The sequence below is a fragment of the Ralstonia sp. 25C genome, from assembly GCF_051904805.1.
In the GTDB taxonomy this organism is placed as follows: domain Bacteria; phylum Pseudomonadota; class Gammaproteobacteria; order Burkholderiales; family Burkholderiaceae; genus Ralstonia.
On sequence record NZ_CP196738.1, the window covers coordinates 1021730 to 1040609 of the forward strand.

An 18880-nucleotide genomic window follows, 5' to 3' on the forward strand; every position below is an offset into this window, starting at 1 on the left:
GGCGTCCACCCCGTGTGAAAACACGGATATTGAACGCCATTGCACCTACGTTCCCGCATGCCCGGGAAATAACCCCAAACGACGATTTCGGTAAGACGAGATCACTTGGGCCGGTCGCGGTGTAGACGATTGGGGCGCCCCTCCTCCTTCCTCCGTATCGGGATGCTCGCCCATTAAGACTCTAACATATAGAGGTTAATGTTCAATAAGGGAGGGATACGTACTTACCCGAAGCTGGTGACGTAAGGGACCTTGAGTCAGCGAATCTGCTGGCAGGCACTCGCTCTACGATTGAATTGCGGACTGGAGCACGGCGCGGGCGTGATTGATGGAGCGAAGACATCGCCGTCTCGGCGGCGGAAGTAAGCGTCGGCGCGATGAGCTAAAAGTAGCTCTGGCCCGACAGACCAGGGCTCGCCAGCTGAGGCTGCCGGTCCGGTTATAGTCGGGCGGCTATTGCCGTCCATGCGGCAAACAACTCGTGGGCGGCTCGATGGCGTGCCAATTGCGTAGTGCACTCTTTGCATCGACAGCGGAGCGTGCCGGCCTGTTGCTCTGGGTTCAGTTGGTTGCCGTCAGGCTTCTGGGCGATGTGCGATTCGACGTTCATCACGTCCCGACGAGCGTTTTTCCAGCGACGTGCGGTGGTCCAGTAGAGTGCGCGCAGGGCTGGGTCGTCGGTCACATTGATGTCCGCCTCGCCATGCTGCAGATGCTGCAGACTCAGTGCACCGACTTCGGCGGCGCTGGCAATCTTGATTAGGCGCTGTGGTCCCCGACTGAAGCATATCCAGTGGTCATATAGCCGAGCGAGGCAATCGACAAAATCGCCCTTGCCATGCTGGGCATCTTCGCGCGCAATTCGGATGGCATGCCGACTGGTCTCGCGGACCTGCCCAAGCAACGCGCTTAGGCGCGGTTGAAGCCGGGTGGTCGTTGCCCGTTGTGGGCGCGATGGAGCAGCCATGGCGGATTTGTTGTATAGGCGCGTTAGCCGACAGTCTCTCCGTTCGCTTGAACGGTCACGAGCAACGCTTTCAACCACTGGACGGTGCGATTCCTGGTCCGCATAGCCATGGGCAAGGTAACCCTGGGCCGACGCGATCAGAAGAGTCTGAATGCTGGAAGCTGACGTTTGCCTCGCGGGCAGCGCAACCGCGAGTGAGCGAGGCAAGGACAGCTATTCGCCGATCTCAGACAACCGCTCCCTTAAAGCTGCCTTCAACGTACATCTGTCCTTTGCAATTCCAGACGCCGTCGATGCGTTCCCAGACGTAGAGGACCTTATAGGGGTGAACTTCTTTTTGGCCATCAGTGGACACGAGCGTCACTTCAGCAAAGTCCCAACCGGCGTTACCCACGCGGTGAGCGGATACGCTCTTTGCTTCGAAGGTGTACGCGCCCACGAAGTCGGCATACAGTCGGTCGATAGCGTGGGCGCCCACGGCAGTCTCTTCGCCCTCGCCAACCGACCACGCATCCGGCGTGAAGAACTCGTTGGCAATCGTGCCGGAATCGTTCTTTGCGAAGCCATCGGTCAAGACAGCGTACTTGGAAGCAATGGCCTCATGGAATTCCCGGTCCAGCTGCTGTTCCGATTGAACTTGCGACATCCTGTGTCTCCTTGGTTGATGTGGTAGTAGCACGAAAATCAAGTCGTGCTGAATGCTCAGGCGCTCGTGTTGCCGCGTGCGCCTGAGCGATTCTTTTGAGGAATTTATTCCGGACCGTTGCCCGGTGACGTGGGAGCGCCGTCGTCGAATTTCGAGAGGTACTCGACCATCAGGTCGTAGTAGAGCGTGAACCCTTTGTAGTCTCGTAGTTCGGGATTGAGATCACGCAGCACACGGTGCATGCGACGTGCCCATTTCGGAATCGTGCAGAGTTCTTCGAGACTCGCGAAGTACGTACGCACAGGAAACACGATAGCGTTGCTGCGTGGCAGACGGTGGAGGGGCTGCAGTTCCACGCGCATGTTGACCTTCTTGCCAACATCTTCAGGCGTCAGCTTGGCTCGGTCAGGAGCCCACACCGGTAATGTCTCTGCAGACGTTTCGAGACGTGGGTTGACAGTAAATGTCCAGTTAAGACGGCGAACTGGGTGACCAATTCGCATGCGCTTAAGGAACTTCAGGCCTCGTTCGAGAATGCCGCTGTCATGCAGCGACGAAATTGTCGGGCCATGCCACTCCTTCCAGCTCATGCCGAGATTGAAGCGCAGGGAATAGTCCGCGCGTTCGGTCGCCATGGCCGCGGACCAGTAGAGCGTGTCATCGCGGTCATCCACGACAATCCATTCCCCCTGAGCCTGGCGAGTGATGTACTCCATCGGCTCGTATGGCAGTGTTTTTGGATCACCGAAGGTGAATGTATCCTTCAAGCCGAGAAGCTTGTTCTCCCAGGTCCACTTTGCCCCGTCGATGCTCAAAGAGAAATACTCTGGGTAATCCCTAGCATAGGATTCCATGATGAGCTCGAGCAGGTCCCACTGCGCCTGCATCATGTTGGGCAAGGCCTTGTAGTGCTGGCCAGGCCTTTCGGCGAGCGCGATGGCTCGCTCTTTCATCTCGGAGACGTAGTGTTCATCGATGTCGAAGTTGGCCTCGTACACGCCCCCCGGGATGCGCACGTGCGGCTCAAGGTTCATCGTGTATTCGTACTTGTCTTCAAAGAACGGGAAAGGGAAGCGCTGAATGCTTTCTTTGCTGTTCTTGAAGGTGTAATCGTCGCGATAGGTTTCAGTCGTTTTGAACGCGATGGACATGATTCGCTCCGGTTAGAGGTCGAGGACGAGCTTCTTGCACTTGGCGCGCGAAACGCACGGCATCATTTTTCGATTCGCCGCTTTGTCCTCGTCGCTGAGCCAGATGTCTCGGTGGATGATTTCGCCGTCGAGCTCGACCACTTCGGTTTCGCAGTGACCGCAGGCACCGCCGCGGCATAGGTACGGCATATCCAAACCGGCGCCTTCAATTGCTTCGAGCAAGCTGAGCTCCGGCGGCACCATGATTCGTTTGTTCGCTTTCTTAAGAAACGCCTCGAAGGCCTCACCCGTAGAGGCTTCGACAAACTCTTCCCAATGAATGTGGCTGTCGGCCCAACCGAGCGCGCGAGCCGAAGCGATAACAGCTTCGATCATGGGTGCCGGACCGCAGATGTACACATCCGAGCCCAAGGGCTGATTGCCCAGAATAGCGTCGAAGTCAATCTGTGCATCCGCGCTGTCGAAGTACATCGACGTGGTGCCGATCTCGTCGTCCCCGATGAACTGCTTCATTCCTGCGTGGTCCCCGTTGCGCACTGCGTAGTGCAACTCATACGGAACCGAGCCGACCTGAAGGTCGTGAATCTGCGAAATGATGGGCGTAATGCCAACGCCACCCGCAATGAAAATGTGCTTGAGCGAGCGACGGTTCAGGGGGAAGTTGTTAATGGGGTGGGTGATGTGCAAAGTCATGCCCACGTGCACGTCGTTGTGCATGCTGAGTGAGCCGCCCCGGCCATTGTCCTGACGGCGCACGCCGATCTTGTACGACGTGGTATCGAAAGGCGTACTCATCAGCGAGTACGGGTTGCGATAGATCTTCCCTTCGTCGGGAATCAGCACGACCACATGACTCCCGCCGGAGAAGCCAGGAAGCGGTTTGCCTTCCCGGTCTTCAAGCGTGAACACTTTGATGAGGGGAGTGATGTCTTCGATTGCCGTGACAACAACCGGCAAGGTACCTGCGTGCGAGTTCATGTATCGAGCTCCTCTGCCGCCGGCATGTTGCCGGTCTGTTCCGCGTCTGCTTTGACGCCCATGAATGCAGCCAGGTGGCGCGAATAATGGTCGCGAACGACAAGGTCGAGGCCGCAGCCAGGGCACTTGAAGACTCGGTGCGTGACGTTTTCCGTGTACGTGTCGCAGTGCACGCACCAGACTCGCCGCACGAATGTGCCGCCATGTTCACGCAGCACTTCGTCGTTGTTCAGGTTGAACTTGTTGGCAACCTGCATCGCCGTGCCGATGAAGCTTTCCGAGCCAGCGAGGTAAAGGCGCAGCCCGGTCTTTGCCGTCAACAGGTAGGAGTCGAGGTGCGAGACCAGTTGTGCGTTGGTCTCGAACAGCGTGAGATTGTCTGCTGCAGCGGAGCGCAGCTGTGTTGAATAGTCCTTCCCGGAAAACGATTCGGCGGAGTAGAAGACGGTGATCTGTTCAGACTTGCCGGTGAGTTCGCCAAGCAAACGCAAGAGCGCTTGGCCTCCGCTTCCTTGACCTGCTAGGACGTGCATCGCGCCATTGCTCATCGGCGTGAGGACGTCATACACCGGACGGCTTTTGATGCCGGTGATCAACATGGTTTGCCTCCTTGGACGTTCGTTTACTTCGCATCGCCGATGCTGTGTGTGAATCAACCGATCGTGCGAAGCGAATTCGGAGGCGACGTAAGCGAGATGTGTGCCAGATCCCAGGAAGCCCATAAATGCGGGCGTATAGGGGAAATCCTTAGGGAGGAAGTGCTTTCGTTTTATGTTTGATTGATGCAAATTCGCAGCAAGATATAACAAACGCGCATCAGCGCTGCTTCGGCAGCGGTCCTCCGGGAGGTTCACCGTGCTGTCAGACATGCCAGTCATTGCACTGGCGATTTCGCGCTCTGGAGTCGTAGTCGACGCGAGTACTTTGCTGCTGGATTTGAGTGGTGGCGATGCCGCTTCGGTCATCGGGCTGCCAAGCCCTCAGTTGTTCACTGACAAGTCTGTTGGCGTCCTGGATAACTACCTCGGCCTGAGCACGCTCGACACGGTTACGGCGAATGAAGAACTCGAGATGATCCTCGAGGGTAAACCCGTTGCGGTCAGCGCGAGGCTCACAGGGGTGCGGCACCATGGAGAGCCGGCACTTCAAGTCTTCGCCGTAGAGGCAGTGGGTGAGCGCCAGTTGTACGCCCAGATTGAGAGTGGCGCTGAGCTTCTGCGCGGCTACATTGAGACCACGAGTCAGCCGATGTGGTGTATCGAGTTCACGGAGCCCGTCGACCTGCGGGAGACAGAGCCGGAAATCATTCGCCAAATCTTTTCGAACGAGTGTCACTGGTCGAACTGCAACGAAGCGATGTCTCGCTTCTATTCGCTTCCCGAAGGCGTCGATATCAACGACCAGCCTGTGCGGACCTACTTCCCACGCAGTCCGCAGAACGAGTCTTTCGTTCGCAGCCTGATACGGAACAACTTCAACGTTGATCGCAGTCTCACCATCGACCTGAAGTACGACGGCTCAACCATGTACGTTGAGAACAACGTGCGCGGAAAGATACAGGATGGCTTTCTCACGCGAATGTGGGGAACGCTGCAAGATCTGACAGACTTCCGGAATGAGCGGGACAAGCTCATGCAGACGGCAGAAATTGTGCAACGCATCTTGAGCGCAATTCCTGATGCCGTGCTCGTAGCTAACAGAAGCGGCACCATCACAGCGGTGAACCCCGCCTGTGAGCGACTCTTCAAAACAACCTCATCGCGCATTCTGACCGCGCAGGTGACCGACTTCATGTCGATGTCTGACGCCAAGGTTCAGCGCCGGTGGACCAATGGTGAGACGCATCGTTGGGTTGATGTCGTGAAGTTTGAGAACGGTGCCGTGATGGACTGTGATGTCCGGGTGGGGCCCGTGGGTGATGACCTGTTCTCCGAATTTGTATTCTCCATTCGTCCAGTTGCCCCCGTGGTACGGAAGTCCATTCAGGCGCGTCGGCGCAGTGCTGCGTCAAAGAGGTCCACCGATGAAGTTCGCTAACATCTCTGAACTCGATGAGGCGGGTTGGTCGCATGAAGAACTGCTTGAGTTCCTCGACGACCCGCGGTGGAGCACAGTGTGCGATCTCCTTCCGGATGGAATGTTGATGGTCGACCGCGGTGGGGTGACGCGATTCGTAAATGCGGCTGGCGAGAGCATGAATGAAATGCCTCGTGCTTCCATCGTAGGTAGGCCGCTTGCCGAGTTCGTGAACGAGTCTTTTATCCAATGTCCGGGAATTCTTGAGGCCTTCACGAAAGGCGAGCGTTTTGTCGAGAACTTGGTTGATGGCATAGGTCGGAGTCTCGTGATCACGGGACGCGCATTGCGCGACAGAAAAGGCGCAATGACGTGTTACATCATCATGCAGCGCAATCTCGATGCATTCAGCAAGGGCGCCCCCGGGGTGCTTGCGAGCGCGTCGAAGGCAGCAAACAAATCACACTTCGAGACCAATTCCTTGATGGGCGCCACGGGGCTCACGGCGAAGCTCCTGACCGTCGGGCAACGCGCGATCGCCATGGGGAGCCGCGTGCTGCTGTTGGGGGAGTCTGGCGTCGGGAAGACGGAATTCGCCAAGCTGCTGCATCGTCGCTCTGGTCGCGAGAGTTCGCCTTTTGTACATGTGAACTGCGCGGGTATTCCCGAATCGCTTTTCGAATCCGAAATGTTTGGCTATGAGCGGGGCTCCTTCACAGGCGCACTGACTCGAGGCAAGCCCGGACTGATTGAATCGGCAGATGGGGGGACGCTCTTTCTCGACGAAATCGGTGAGACGCCGCTGCAATCCCAGGCGAAGCTTCTGATGGTTCTCGAGTCGGGGCTGGTGCAGCGAGTGGGGGCCACGCAGCCACGCCGGGTCAAGGTGAATGTCGTTGCTGCGACCAACCAGAATCTGCGCGAACTGGTGGAGCAGGGACGCTTTCGGCGCGACCTCTACTACCGTCTGTCGGTTGTTGTGCTATCCCTGCCTCCGTTGCGTTTGCAACGAGACCTCATTGACCCGCTCCTGGAGCGCTTCCTCACGGACGCCAACCAGCGTCGCGAAACCCCTCTGCAGCTCACAAAGGGCTGTCGAGAGAAGCTGAGAAGCTACGACTTTCCGGGCAACATTCGCGAGCTTCAAAATCTGGTTGAGTATCTGTCTGTGGCTTGTGAAACCACGGCGACTGAAGACGACCTTCTTCTTGAGGTCCCCGAAGAAGTGGCATTGGACGGCGGCAACATGCTGGTCACCGGTCGCGGAGCTTTGACTGACGATGTCTCTGAGGAAGAGGCGGCGACAGGGCTAGGTCTGAAGGCGCTTGTGCGCCGGTACGAAAGCAAGGTCATTGAAGACGCTATTCGCCGCGGCGGCAGCAAGCGTAAGGCGGCTGAGCTGTTGCAAACCGACATCGCCACCATCTCGCGCAAGAGTCGATCATCAACCGCTTCAGAAACGTGATGCGTATTCGCATCGTTCGATGCTCTGTCGCATCAACGACTATTTTATAAATCCAATCAGATTAGAGAGACTCAGTACCTGTAAGGCTTCTACGGCTTAAACATGAGGTTGGCACGGAAGGTGCATTGATTGGCCCGACTGGCGGTTCGTTCGGAGCACCAGCTAAAACATGTTTGAGGAGCAACAGGAAAATGAGCGAAGAAGTCAAAGCGGTCGATTGGCATGCCCGGGCGAAGGACCTGAAGGTTCAGACCGAACTTTTCATCGACGGCAAGTTCGTCGATGCCGTCGACGGTGGTCGCTTCACGACGGTGAATCCTGCCACAGGCTTGAACCAGCATACGATGGTTCGCGGCAACGAAAAGGACATTGACCTGGCTGTTGCAGCAGCACGCCGTACGTTCAAAGAAGGCGTGTGGTCGAGAATGGCGCCCCGCGATCGCATGGACGTGCTCTTCCGCATGGCTCAACTGATTTCGGACCATACTGAAGAGTTCGCTCTCCTCGACAGTCTCGATATGGGCAAGCCCATCAGCGACTTGCTCAACGGTGACGTACCGTTCTCGGCGCATACCTTCCAGTACTTCGCTGAAGCCATCGATAAGATCGAAGGCGTCGTGACCAACACGGCTTCCAGCGCGTTTCACTTCATCTCCCGCGAGCCCATCGGCGTCGTTGGTGCCGTGACGCCCTGGAACTACCCGCTCATGATGGCAGCGTGGAAGGTGGCGCCGGCCCTTGCTGCCGGCAACTCGGTCGTGCTCAAGCCTGCAGAACAATCACCGACGAGCGCACTCTTGCTCGCTCGCCTTTTCGTCGAGGCGGGTGGCCCCGCCGGGGTGTTCAACGTCGTCAATGGTTTTGGCGAAGACGCAGGCAAGGCATTGGCGCTCCACAAGGACGTCGACAAGATCTCTTTCACCGGCTCCACCGAAGTTGGGAAGCTGATGATGATTTACGCCGGTCAGTCGAACATGAAGCGCGTGACGACCGAGTGTGGTGGCAAGAGCCCGCAGATCGTTTTCGATGACGTCGCAGATCTTGAAACGGCTGTCCGTTATGCGATTACGGGCATCTACGGAAACCAAGGCGAAGTCTGTAGCGCGGGCTCTCGTATCCTCGTTCAACGCGGCATCTACGATCAGTTTGTCGCGAAATTCGTGGAACTTGCTCCGACAATGTTCAAGCCTGGCGACCCGCTCGATCCGAACACGACGATGGGCCCCCTCGTGACCAAGGAGCAGTTCAAGCGCGTCATGTCGTATATCGACATCGGCCATGGCGAAGGCGGCGTGCTGTCGCTCGCCGGCCAGATTCCGACGGAACTGCGTGCCGGCAATTTTGTTGCCCCGACACTTTTCACAGACGTCAACCGCAGCATGCGCATCGCAAACGAAGAAATCTTCGGGCCGGTCGCTGCCATCATGCCCTTCGACTCTGAAGAAGAGGCGGTCGACATTGCCAACTCGTCGATTTACGGCCTGGCTGCCGGCATCTGGACATCGAACGTCACGCGTGCTCACCGCGTGGCTCGCAACGTTGAGTCGGGCATCGTCTGGATTAACTGCTACGACCATGGCGATATGACCCAGCCTTGGGGCGGCTTCAAACAATCGGGCCAAGGCCGCGACAAGTGCTTCGAAACCATCCTGGCCCACACGCAAAGCAAGTCCGTGTGGCTGAACCTGGAATAAATCCACTGGCACGGCGCCGTGCATCTTAGACAGCGCCGTGCCTGGCCAGCGTCATATCTCAAATCAAGCTTGCATTACGGCAGCGCAAGACTGTCCCTTAAAAACCCCCATTGAATTCGTGGGAGAGACCATGCCCCTATCCAACCACCATGATGCCGCTGACGATTCGGCTCAACTTGAAGCCCTGGGCTATTCGTCCAACTTTGATCGCTCGATGAGCCTTTGGGAGAATTTCTCGCTTGGCTTCACCTATCTTTCCCCTGTCGTCGGTGTCTACACGGTGTTCCAGTTCGCGCTTACCGCGGGTGGCCCACCGGTGTTCTGGACCTATCTGCTCGTCGGGCTTGGGCAGTTGTTGGTGTGCCTCGTTTTCGGCGAGGTGGTTTCTCAGTTCCCAATCTCGGGCGGTCTGTATCCATGGGCGCGCCGACTGGTTGGCAAGCGCTGGGCGTGGATGGCGGGCTGGATTTACATCTGGGCGTTATGTACGACCATCGCTGCAGTGGCCACAGGCGGAGCACCGTATGTCGCTCAGCTACTCGGGTTGCAGGTCTCACACTCGATTGAGGTCTGGATTGCGGTTGCGATGATTGTCTTCACGACGGTACTGAACGTAAGCGGTACACGTCTGCTTGCGCGCGTAGCGATGTTCGGCTTCATCTGCGAATTGATTGGCGCTGTTGTGGTTGGCGGATACCTACTCCTCTTCGCGCGTCATCTGGATTTCTCCACCCTGTTTCAGACGCACGGCGTGAACGTGGATGGCAGCTACCTGAAGGCCTTCATCGCATCGAGCGTTGCAGCGATGTTTGCCTACTATGGCTTCGAAGCCTGTGGTGATGTTGCTGAAGAGACACCGAACCCTGGTAAGGCGATTCCGAAGGCGATGCGAATGACGATCTACATCGGCGGCGGCTCAGCGATGTTCGTTCTCCTTGCGCTCATTCTCGCTATTCCCAATCTGGCAGACGTGCTTGCAGGCAAGGACACCGATCCGGTCGCGACCGTGCTGCGTACTGCAGTCGGAGAGGTGGGCTTCCGCGTGGTGATCGCAGTGGTGCTCGTTTCGTTCTTCTCGTGCTTGCTGAGCCTTCAGGCAGCAGCGAGCCGCCTCCTGTTTGCGTATGCACGCGACAAGATGATCTTTGGTAGTGCGCGGCTGTCGAAGCTCTCGCCCAACACACAAGTGCCCGTCGGTGCACTGTTGGTCGCAGGTTTCTTCCCTGCCGGTGTCGCGATTCTCGGTCTCTTTCTGGAAAACGCTGTTCAAACCATCATCATCTTTGGCTCGGTCGGCATTTATCTCGGCTTCCAGATGATTGTCCTTGGTGCCTTGATTGCACGCGCCCGTGGCTGGGTACCTTCGGGCAAGTTCCGCCTGGGCCTCTGGGCGTGGCCGGTGAATCTCGCCGCGTTTGCCTACGGTGTCGCAGCAATCGTCAATATGGTGTGGCCGCGTACGCCCAATGCTCCTTGGTACTCCAACTATGCCATGTTGGTTTCCGCGGCGGTCGTGGTCGGCGTTGGGCTCTTCTACATGGTGCTCCGTCGCCCGTATGAACGCGGTGATGCCCCCGCTGGCGACGCTCATTTGCTGCAGAAGCGGCAGCGAGTTGCGACGCATGAGGCAAGCACATTCCAGGAAGTGTCTGCGACCCGTAACAGCTGATATCTGGCGCGTGCCCTGCGGAGGGGCTCGCAAACTCTGGGCTCACTCCGCTCCGCAAGATTGTTCGGCAGGTGCCTTGTCGAGGTTCTGCCAGAAGGAGAGTGAAATGAAGAAGATCTCTACCCGAGTTTGCAGGTTTCTGGCCGAGGCATTTGTACTTTGCTTTGCCTCCAGGACTGGAATCTAAAGCGCTTTGGTTGAATTTCAGGCGTCGAGCGAGTTCGACGGTTTTATTACCTTTCAAAACAGTGCCATGAAGACAAAAGCGATGTTGCTCGGACTGGGCGTCCTGTTTGTGTCCGCAGCCGCGTCTGCGGAGCCCGTTGTGCTGTCAAGCGGCTGGACAGCGGATTTCTCGCCAAGCATGGCTGAGAGCGGGAATCGGTCGACCGCAGTGTTTCAGTTGCGCGGAAGTTATCGGCTCAACTTGGCCTCGAAGGGCGACGTCTTCTTCGATACAACGTGCGTCGGCATAGAAACCGATACCACCGTCGGTAAAGAGGTGACTGCCAAGGGCAGTGGCCGATGCGAAATGAAGGACAAGGATGGCGACAAGTTGTTCAGCGCCATCGACACAGTCTATGACGGCATCACCTTTAAGTTGGACGGCGGAACCGGTAAATGGAAGACGGCATCTGGTCGGCTGGTTTCGAAAGAGGCTTTCACGAGCCAGTCGGACACCCACTGGACGGGTTTCGGAAGTGGAAAGGGTGAAATCGTTCTGTCCAAGTAGCGGCGAGTCGCGGCATGTACTGAGTCTTTGAATTGTCGTGGTCAGATGGCCACATCGTATCCACCAGGAGTGAAAAGATGTCGAATGCAGAGCAAACGAACAAGGCCTTGATGGCACGACGTGCAAACGCGGTGCCGCAAGGCATTGGGAATGCTCACCCGGTTTTCGCGCAGCGTGCCGAGAACGGAGAAATTTGGGACGTAGAAGGCAATCGCTATATCGATTTTTGCGCTGGCATCGCCGTTCTCAATACGGGACACCGCCATCCAAAAATCTCGGAGGCTGTTGCCAAGCAGGCTGAGAAGTTCTCGCATACCTGCTTCCAGGTCGTCGCATACGAATCGTATGTGGAACTTGCCGAACGCCTTTCGGCCCTTGCGCCAGGCAACTTTGCGAAGAAAGCGTTTTTCATGACCACGGGCGCTGAAGCTGTCGAGAATGCCGTCAAGGTGGCTCGCCATTACACCAAGCGCTCGGCTGTTATTTCGTTTGACGGCGCCTTTCATGGGCGTACGTTCATGGCGATGGCTTTGACGGGCAAGGTCGCACCGTACAAGGCTGGGTTCGGTCCGATGTCCGCGGAGGTTTACCAGGCACCGTTCCCCTCCGAGCTGCACGGGATTTCGGTAGATGACGCCATTCACGGGGTCGAGCGCCTCTTCAAATACACGGTTGACCCGCAGCGTGTGGCGACAATCATTGTTGAGCCCGTTCAGGGCGAGGGCGGTTATATTCCTGCCCCGACCGCGTTCCTCAAGCAACTGCGCGAAATTTGCGATAAACACGGCATCGTGCTGATTGCCGACGAAATCCAGACCGGCGTGGGCCGTACCGGCCGCATGTTTGCCATGGAGCATTCGGGCGTCGTCCCGGACCTCACCACGATGGCCAAGGGCCTTGGCGGGGGCATGACGATTTCCGCGGTGGTCGGCCGCGCCGATGTCCTCGATTCGATTCCGCCGGGCGGTCTTGGCAGTACGTACGCAGGGCACCCCATGGCCTGTGTTGCATCGTTGGCCGTACTCGACGTGATGGAAGAGGAGTCGCTCTGCGCCCGTAGCGAAGCGATTGGCGAACGCTTGCGTGCTCGCTTCAATGCATTGCGCGAGCAGGTGCCCGAAATTGCGGATGTGCGAGGGCTTGGCGCCATGACCGGCGTCGAGTTTACGAGAAACGGCCAGCCCGCAGCGGACATCGCGAATACGCTGAAAGCCGAGGCTCAGAAAGAGGGGCTCTTGTTGCTCACGTGCGGTTCGTACGGCAACGTGCTGCGCGTCATGCTGCCGCTTACCGTCTCGAATGCCCTTATCGATGAAGGGCTCGACATTATCGAGAACATTCTGCTGAAGCTTTCTGCTGGAGCCAACGGCGCTGAACTGCGTACCGGGACCTGAGCGGACGAACGATTCGTATCGATTGCCTATCGTCATCTGGAAGAGGGCGCGGCGCAAGCTCGCGCCCCTTTTTCACTCTGCACTGATAACCGAGTAATCCGATGGCTTCTGCACTATCTGACGTTCGCGTCCTCGATCTATCGAGGGTCCTTGCCGGGCCGTGGGCAACTCAAATCCTCGCGGACCTCGGCGCTGATGTCATCAAGGTTGAGCGACGTGGGTTAGGGGATGACACCCGTGCCTGGGGACCGCCTTACCTGACGAACCAGGAAGGGAGGCCGACGTCCGAGTCGGCATACTTCCTCACGGCCAACCGCAACAAGCGCTCGCTCGCTGTGGATGTCGCTACGCCTGCCGGCCAGGAAATCGTCAAGAGTCTCGCGTGTCAGTCCGACGTGCTGGTGGAAAACTTCAAGGCAGGGGGCCTTGCGCAATATGGCTTGGATTACGAAAGCCTTCGTGAGCACAACCCGCGCTTGATTTACTGCTCGATTACCGGGTTCGGACAGACAGGCCCCTACGCTGATCGACCTGGTTATGACTTTGCAATACAGGCTATCGGCGGGCTTATGAGCATTACGGGCGTCCCCGATGGTCAACCTGGCGCCGGGCCCCAAAAGGTTGGCGTTGCCCTTACCGATGTCATGACCGGTATCTACGCCAGTACCGCTATTCTCGCGGCATTGCATCGCAGAGCGACAAGCGGGGTTGGTCAATACATCGACATTTCCCTACTGGACGTTCAGCTCGCAGCTCTCGCAAATCAGGCTTCCAACTTCCTTACGACAGGTGTCTCCCCGGTACGCCTGGGCAACGCTCACCCTAACATCGTCCCATATCAAGACTTCGAGACATCGGACGGCAGGCTCGTTGTCGCAGTGGGAAATGACACGCAGTTCAGAAGTCTGTGCCGAGTACTTCTGCGAGAGGAACTGGCTGACGACGAACGATTTTCGACCAATCGTGGGCGCGTCAACGCGAGAGTCACGCTGGTTCCAATGCTTCAGGAAGACATCCGGCGGTGGCGCACATCGGAACTGCTGGCCGCTCTTGAGGCAAATGGGGTTCCATGCAGCCCGGTCAATAACATTGGTCAGGCTTTCAGCGACCCGCATGTGATCGCGCGCAACACAGTTATCGAGCAACCGCATCCGTTGGGAGGTGTGGTCAGGACAGTTGCCAATCCGATTCGCATGAGCGAGGCGCCTCCAAAGTACAACGCCCCGCCACCCCTGCTCGGACAGCACACGAGGGAAGTGCTAAGCGGTGTGCTCGGCATGTCCGACGAGAAGATTGACCTTCTACTGAATCAACAAGTTATCGGGGTACAGGAATGAAATCGAGCTTTATTGGTGGGCAGTGGCGTCAAGGCTCCGAGGTCTATCGAAATATCAACCCGTCCGACACGTCGGATGTCGTTGATGAGTTCTCCCAAGCTGACGAAGCACTGGCAAACGAGGCAATAGACAGTGCATACGAGGCATTCGTAACGAGACAAACGCTCGGAGTGCAGGCTCGCTCGGAAGCGTTGGACCGCGTGGGAAGCGAACTGCTTGCGCGCAAGGAAGAGCTGGGCGAGTTGCTCTCTCGCGAAGAGGGAAAGACCCGTGTTGAAGGAATAGGAGAGGTCGCCCGCGCAGGACAAATTTTCAAGTTCTTCGCAGGTGAAGTTCTTCGTCAACGCGGGGAGCATGTTGAGTCTGTTCGCGCCGGCCTGAGTGTTGATATCACGCGCGAGCCGGTGGGCGTCGTCGGCATCATTGCTCCGTGGAACTTCCCGATCGCAATTCCGGCGTGGAAGATCGCACCGGCATTGGCTTACGGAAACTGCGTGGTCTTCAAGCCCGCTGAGCTCGTTCCTTCATCGGCTTGGGCACTCAGCGAAATCATCAGCCGCGCGGGCTTTCAACCCGGTGTCTTCAATCTCGTCATCGGCCGAGGTAGCGTTGTCGGAAAGGCGATGCTTGAAAACCCGAAGGTGCACGCGATCAGCTTTACGGGCTCAACCGGGACAGGCTCTCGCGTAATGGCAACGGCGGGTGCGCGGTTTGCAAAGCTGCAGTTAGAAATGGGCGGTAAGAACCCGCTCGTTATTACCGATGATGCCGACCTTGAAACGGCGCTGACCTGTGCGGTGCAGGGGTCCTATTACTCAACGGGTCAACGTTGCACGGCTTCCAGTCGCATCATCGTCACGGAAGGCATCTATGCACGTTTCCGCGACGCGCTTGTGGACCGCCTTTCGCGCTTGCGTGTTGGCCACGCCTTGTCGCCCGAAACCGATATCGGCCCGGTCGTCGATGCTGGCCAAATCGAAACTGACATGCGATACATCCGTATCGGCTTGGACGAAGGTGCAACGCTGGCATTCGGTGGTGAACGCATCAAGCGGGACACAGATGGTTTCTTCTTGACGCCCACGCTTTTCACCGATGTTGATAGTTCTATGCGCATCGCGCGCGAGGAAATCTTCGGACCGGTCGTGAGTCTGATTGCGGCGCGTGACTTCGACGATGCGTTGCAGAAGGCCAATGACAGTGAGTTCGGCCTGTCGGCAGGCATCTGCACCACCTCCCTCAAGCTCGCAACGCGGTTCAAGCGGGAGGCGCAAGCCGGCATGGTCATGGTTAACGTACCAACGGCGGGCGTGGATTACCACGTGCCGTTTGGAGGGCGCAAGGCGTCGAGTTATGGCAGCCGTGAACAGGGTAGCTACGCTGCGGAATTCTTTACCACAGTTAAGACGGCATATAACGGCTGAATACGCTAAACAGTTTCGTCCGGTCTCCTAGGGACGTTGTGGCATCGATTCGTCGATGCCTTTTTTTTCGGTGATTCATTTCTGCCATATCGCGGTACGCCAACAACGCAGAATCGCATCAAATAATCGTTTAGTCGTCGTTGAAATGGCCTCAGGTATATATCCGCGTGCATGGCGCGGGTTGGCACGAAACGTGATTGTAATTCGACAATTTTTGGCGGTCGTAGTTTCCAACTCGGAAAGCAAATCGACCGCTCATCAATCTGTGAGCAAAGCACCGTGCGTGCGTCTTGGTCACTTTTCATTCGAGGTGACACGTGTCGATAGAAGTCTTGATTTTCACTCTGGATGGAGCGCTGGCCGATACGGATGCGCTCCATCTGCTGGCCTTCAACACTGCCTTTGCTCGCGTGGGGCTGGATTTGCGATGGACGCCCGAGGTGTACCAACGCCTGCTTGCGGTCAGCAGCCGATCCCAACTGCCATCGTGCTACCAGGAACAAGTTGAGGCCCACTGGTCAGAGGATCTCTTGAATAGCATCGAGGTTGAACGCGTCAACGCATTCAACCAACTGCTCAAGGAGCGCGGTCTCGCTTTCAGGCCGGGCGTCTCGCGCGTTCTGAAGCAAGCCGAGCAGGAGGGTTATCGCATTGCTGTTATCACGAGTCAGGCTCCGAGTTCGGTATCCATTGCGCTTGAGTCGCTTCTGGGTGGCAATTGGCCAGCTAAGATCTGCGCTGTTGTTGCCGGTGATGGCACCCGCTTCAGCGAGGTCACAAGCGACATGTTTCAACGGCTCTTGCATGCGCTTGAGCTGCCCACAAACACCGCGGTGGCATTAGCGGCGACAACCTTGGGCGTTCGAGCCGCAGCTGCTGCCGGCATCTGGACGGTTGCGCTTCCGACCTTCTGGAGCGCAGACCAGGACTTCGAGGCGGCGCACATGATCTTGCCGCATATGGGAGATGAGTCACAGCCGCTTCTGAACGTTGTCGGCATTAAGGAACTCAACGCGGGTGTGCTCACAGTCCCGGCCATCACTCGTATTCGTCAACAAGTCTCATCGTCCGGTCACAGGCAGCTCAGCGTGCCCCTGCGCTCTTCTGTACGCAAAATTTGAGGCCATCTCCGCCAACAAATCAGTTTTTCTGAATTGAATCGTGCCTGAATCGAATTGAGAGCCATCTATGCCGTCACTAGAATGGTTTTCATCCGAAACAGATACGCGAAGGAGACTGAGGGGATGAATATGACCAATATTGCAGAGCTCAAGGATTCGAGCCTTTTTAACCAGAAGCAGCGCTTCACTGTGGGGGACAATCCGCATCACGCGCGAATCCGTCATATCGATATTGATCAACAAGTGCTTGAGCAGTTTTTTGAGCAAACGCGCACGATCAACAGCCAGAACCTTGAGTACGTGCCGTACATGCGCTTTGTACTCGCCGGGAAGCTCGCAGCGTTGCTTGGCCCGACGTTCACACAGACGGTTCGCGCGATCCTTCGCGATCGCGAAAGCGGTGCTCTGACCGTTGGCGTGCAGGGCATGACTAGTGACGCGGATGACTACGTTAAGTTTGGTACCGCGATGGGGCATCTTGTCGGGCCTGCGAATCACGACTCAATGTCGGGCACGTACTACGCACGCTTCCTCGTGAAGGATACCGACAACAGCGACTCTTACCTCCGACAGGCTTATCGCCTGTTCACGCTGCACACCGACGGTACCTTTGTCGACGAGCCGACCGACTGGCTGCTGATGATGAAGTTCAGCGAGCTTAATGCCGTCGGCGGCGAATCACGCTTGCTGCACCTGGACGACTGGGAGCAACTGGACGAGTTCAGTCAGCATCCGCTTGCCAGCTACAAATTCACGTACAAGTCTCCGCCGAGCAAGAATGTCGCGCAGGAAGTTGAGCGACGTACGTTTTTCAAAGTCGACGGCAAGCCTGGGATCTGCTTCATTGACCAATTCGCATGTCCTGAATCCATTGAGCACGCACACTACCTGCAAAGCCTCTCGGATTCGATGGAAGCATCGAAGGGAACGGGGGCGATTCCGCTGCCCGTCGGCGACCTCGTCATGCTGAACAATTTGTTCTGGCTGCACGGTCGTGCGCCCTTCGAGAAAAACCCTGAACTGCACCGCGAACTCATGCGCATTCGCGGAGAGTTCTCGCAACTGTGAGGCGATCGAAGTCTATGAAGCAGCCATATGATTTTGCGATCGTCGGCGGAGGCATCGTCGGACTCTCTACGGGAATGGCGCTGACACAGCGCTATCCCGGCAAGAAGATTATCGTCATCGAGAAAGAGAACTCCCTCGCCGAGCACCAGACGGGACACAACAGCGGTGTCATTCATTCGGGCATCTACTACAAACCTGGGAGTTTTAAAGCCAAGTTCGCCCGCGCCGGTAGTGAGTCGATGGTCCGCTTCTGCGAGGAGCATGGAATTGAACATGAAATCTGCGGCAAAGTTATTGTCGCCACGAAGCGGGCAGAATTGCCTCTTCTTGAGAATCTGTACCAGCGGGGACTGGAAAACGGTCTAACCATCGAGAGGATCGGCCCAGAAAGACTTGTGGAGATTGAGCCGCACGTGTCAGGCCTGCAAGCTATTCGCGTTCCTGCAGCTGGCATCGTGAACTACAAGCAGGTATGTCAGGCGTTCGGTCGCATCATCTCAATGGGTGGCGGGGAGATTTGCCTGGGCGAGAAAGTCTCGGCGATCCGCAAGAAGTCCTCGCACGTCGAAGTCGAGACGCGTAGCGGTGTCATCGAAGCGAAGTTTGTTGTGAACTGCGCGGGTCTACATTCGGACCGCGTGGCGCGCATGGACGAGGTCGCCGACGATCTCAAGATCGTCCCATTTAGAGGTGAGTACTACGAACTTCGCCCCGAGCGCAGGCATCTCGTAAAGCACCTGATATATCCGGTGCCCAATCCGAACTTCCCCTTCCTGGGTGTGCACTACACGCGCATGATCGGAGGGCACGTCGAAGCCGGGCCTAACGCGGTGCTCGCTTTCAAACGTGAGGGCTACCGCAAACGCGACTTCAGTCTTCGCGACTTGAGCGAAGTTCTAAGTTATCCCGGTTTCTGGAAGCTCTCGTCAAAGTACTGGCGAGAGGGTCTGGAGGAAATGCACCGTTCGATCAGCAAGGCTGCGTTCGTGAAGAGTTTGCAGGAGCTCATTCCCGAGATTCAAGAGTGTGATCTTGTGCCGGCACCCGCAGGTGTTCGTGCCCAGGCCCTGAAAGCAGACGGCACGCTTGTCGACGACTTTCATCTCATCCCAAGCGATCGGGCTATTCACGTCTGCAACGCGCCGTCACCTGCCGCAACTGCGTCCATCGAGATTGGTCAGCATATCGCTCGAGCGATAGATGCGCGGGGTCACTGA

Annotated in this window: 16 protein-coding genes; 11 read left to right on the plus strand and 5 right to left on the minus strand. The window is 57.2% G+C overall.

Annotation, left to right across the window (positions count from 1 at the left end; all coding sequences use genetic code 11):
- Positions 1–439: 439 nt before the first annotated feature.
- From ACS7SF_RS23065 to ACS7SF_RS23085, 5 genes are all read right to left on the minus strand, one after another.
- On the minus strand, positions 440–967 hold the full coding sequence (locus ACS7SF_RS23065) for a hypothetical protein (protein WP_439892816.1): 528 nt from the start codon (positions 965–967) through the stop codon (positions 440–442).
- 226 nt (positions 968–1193) lie between these two features.
- Positions 1194–1613 carry a nuclear transport factor 2 family protein gene (locus tag ACS7SF_RS23070; protein WP_439892817.1) on the minus strand — a complete coding sequence of 140 codons (420 nt, stop codon included), beginning with the start codon at positions 1611–1613 and terminating at the stop codon, positions 1194–1196.
- A gap of 104 nt (positions 1614–1717) precedes the next feature.
- On the minus strand, positions 1718–2764 hold the full coding sequence (locus ACS7SF_RS23075; RefSeq protein ID WP_439892818.1) for a heme-dependent oxidative N-demethylase family protein: 1047 nt from the start codon (positions 2762–2764) through the stop codon (positions 1718–1720).
- Positions 2765–2776: 12 nt separating this feature from the next.
- A complete protein-coding gene (locus tag ACS7SF_RS23080) occupies positions 2777–3742 on the minus strand; it encodes a PDR/VanB family oxidoreductase (protein WP_439892819.1) in 966 nt (321 codons plus the stop codon).
- Positions 3739–4341 carry a dimethylamine monooxygenase subunit DmmA family protein gene (locus ACS7SF_RS23085; RefSeq protein WP_439892820.1) on the minus strand — a complete coding sequence of 201 codons (603 nt, stop codon included), beginning with the start codon at positions 4339–4341 and terminating at the stop codon, positions 3739–3741. The genes ACS7SF_RS23080 and ACS7SF_RS23085 overlap by 4 nt, the downstream gene beginning before the upstream one ends.
- 268 nt (positions 4342–4609) lie before the next feature.
- Here ACS7SF_RS23085 and ACS7SF_RS23090 point away from each other — a divergent pair, with 268 nt between their 5' ends.
- From ACS7SF_RS23090 to lhgO, 11 genes are all read left to right on the plus strand, one after another.
- Positions 4610–5779, plus strand: a complete 1170-nt coding sequence (locus ACS7SF_RS23090; RefSeq protein WP_439892821.1) for a PAS domain-containing protein — start codon at positions 4610–4612, stop codon at positions 5777–5779.
- Positions 5766–7223, plus strand: a complete 1458-nt coding sequence (locus ACS7SF_RS23095; RefSeq protein ID WP_439892822.1) for a sigma-54 interaction domain-containing protein — start codon at positions 5766–5768, stop codon at positions 7221–7223. Before ACS7SF_RS23090 ends, ACS7SF_RS23095 begins: the two co-directional genes overlap by 14 nt.
- A 191-nt stretch (positions 7224–7414) precedes the next feature.
- Positions 7415–8917 carry an aldehyde dehydrogenase gene (locus ACS7SF_RS23100; RefSeq protein WP_439892823.1) on the plus strand — a complete coding sequence of 501 codons (1503 nt, stop codon included), beginning with the start codon at positions 7415–7417 and terminating at the stop codon, positions 8915–8917.
- 130 nt (positions 8918–9047) lie between these two features.
- Positions 9048–10586 carry an APC family permease gene (locus ACS7SF_RS23105; protein WP_439892824.1) on the plus strand — a complete coding sequence of 513 codons (1539 nt, stop codon included), beginning with the start codon at positions 9048–9050 and terminating at the stop codon, positions 10584–10586.
- Between the two features lie 193 nt (positions 10587–10779).
- A complete protein-coding gene (locus ACS7SF_RS23110) occupies positions 10780–11319 on the plus strand; it encodes a hypothetical protein (protein ID WP_439892825.1) in 540 nt (179 codons plus the stop codon).
- Positions 11320–11396: 77 nt separating this feature from the next.
- The gene (gene gabT, locus ACS7SF_RS23115; protein ID WP_439892826.1) at positions 11397–12713 is read left to right on the plus strand and encodes a 4-aminobutyrate--2-oxoglutarate transaminase; all 1317 of its coding nucleotides are present in this window, start codon (positions 11397–11399) and stop codon (positions 12711–12713) included.
- A 101-nt stretch (positions 12714–12814) separates the two neighbouring features.
- Positions 12815–14050 (plus strand): CaiB/BaiF CoA transferase family protein, encoded by a 1236-nt coding sequence (locus tag ACS7SF_RS23120; protein ID WP_439892827.1) that lies wholly within the window; start codon positions 12815–12817, stop codon positions 14048–14050.
- The gene (locus ACS7SF_RS23125; protein ID WP_439892828.1) at positions 14047–15474 is read left to right on the plus strand and encodes an aldehyde dehydrogenase family protein; all 1428 of its coding nucleotides are present in this window, start codon (positions 14047–14049) and stop codon (positions 15472–15474) included. The genes ACS7SF_RS23120 and ACS7SF_RS23125 overlap by 4 nt, the downstream gene beginning before the upstream one ends.
- A 332-nt stretch (positions 15475–15806) precedes the next feature.
- Positions 15807–16595, plus strand: a complete 789-nt coding sequence (locus tag ACS7SF_RS23130) for an HAD hydrolase-like protein (RefSeq protein WP_439892829.1) — start codon at positions 15807–15809, stop codon at positions 16593–16595.
- 129 nt (positions 16596–16724) lie between these two features.
- Positions 16725–17663 (plus strand): glutarate dioxygenase GlaH, encoded by a 939-nt coding sequence (gene glaH / locus ACS7SF_RS23135; protein WP_439894462.1) that lies wholly within the window; start codon positions 16725–16727, stop codon positions 17661–17663.
- A 14-nt stretch (positions 17664–17677) separates the two neighbouring features.
- On the plus strand, positions 17678–18880 hold the full coding sequence (lhgO, locus tag ACS7SF_RS23140; protein ID WP_439892830.1) for an L-2-hydroxyglutarate oxidase: 1203 nt from the start codon (positions 17678–17680) through the stop codon (positions 18878–18880).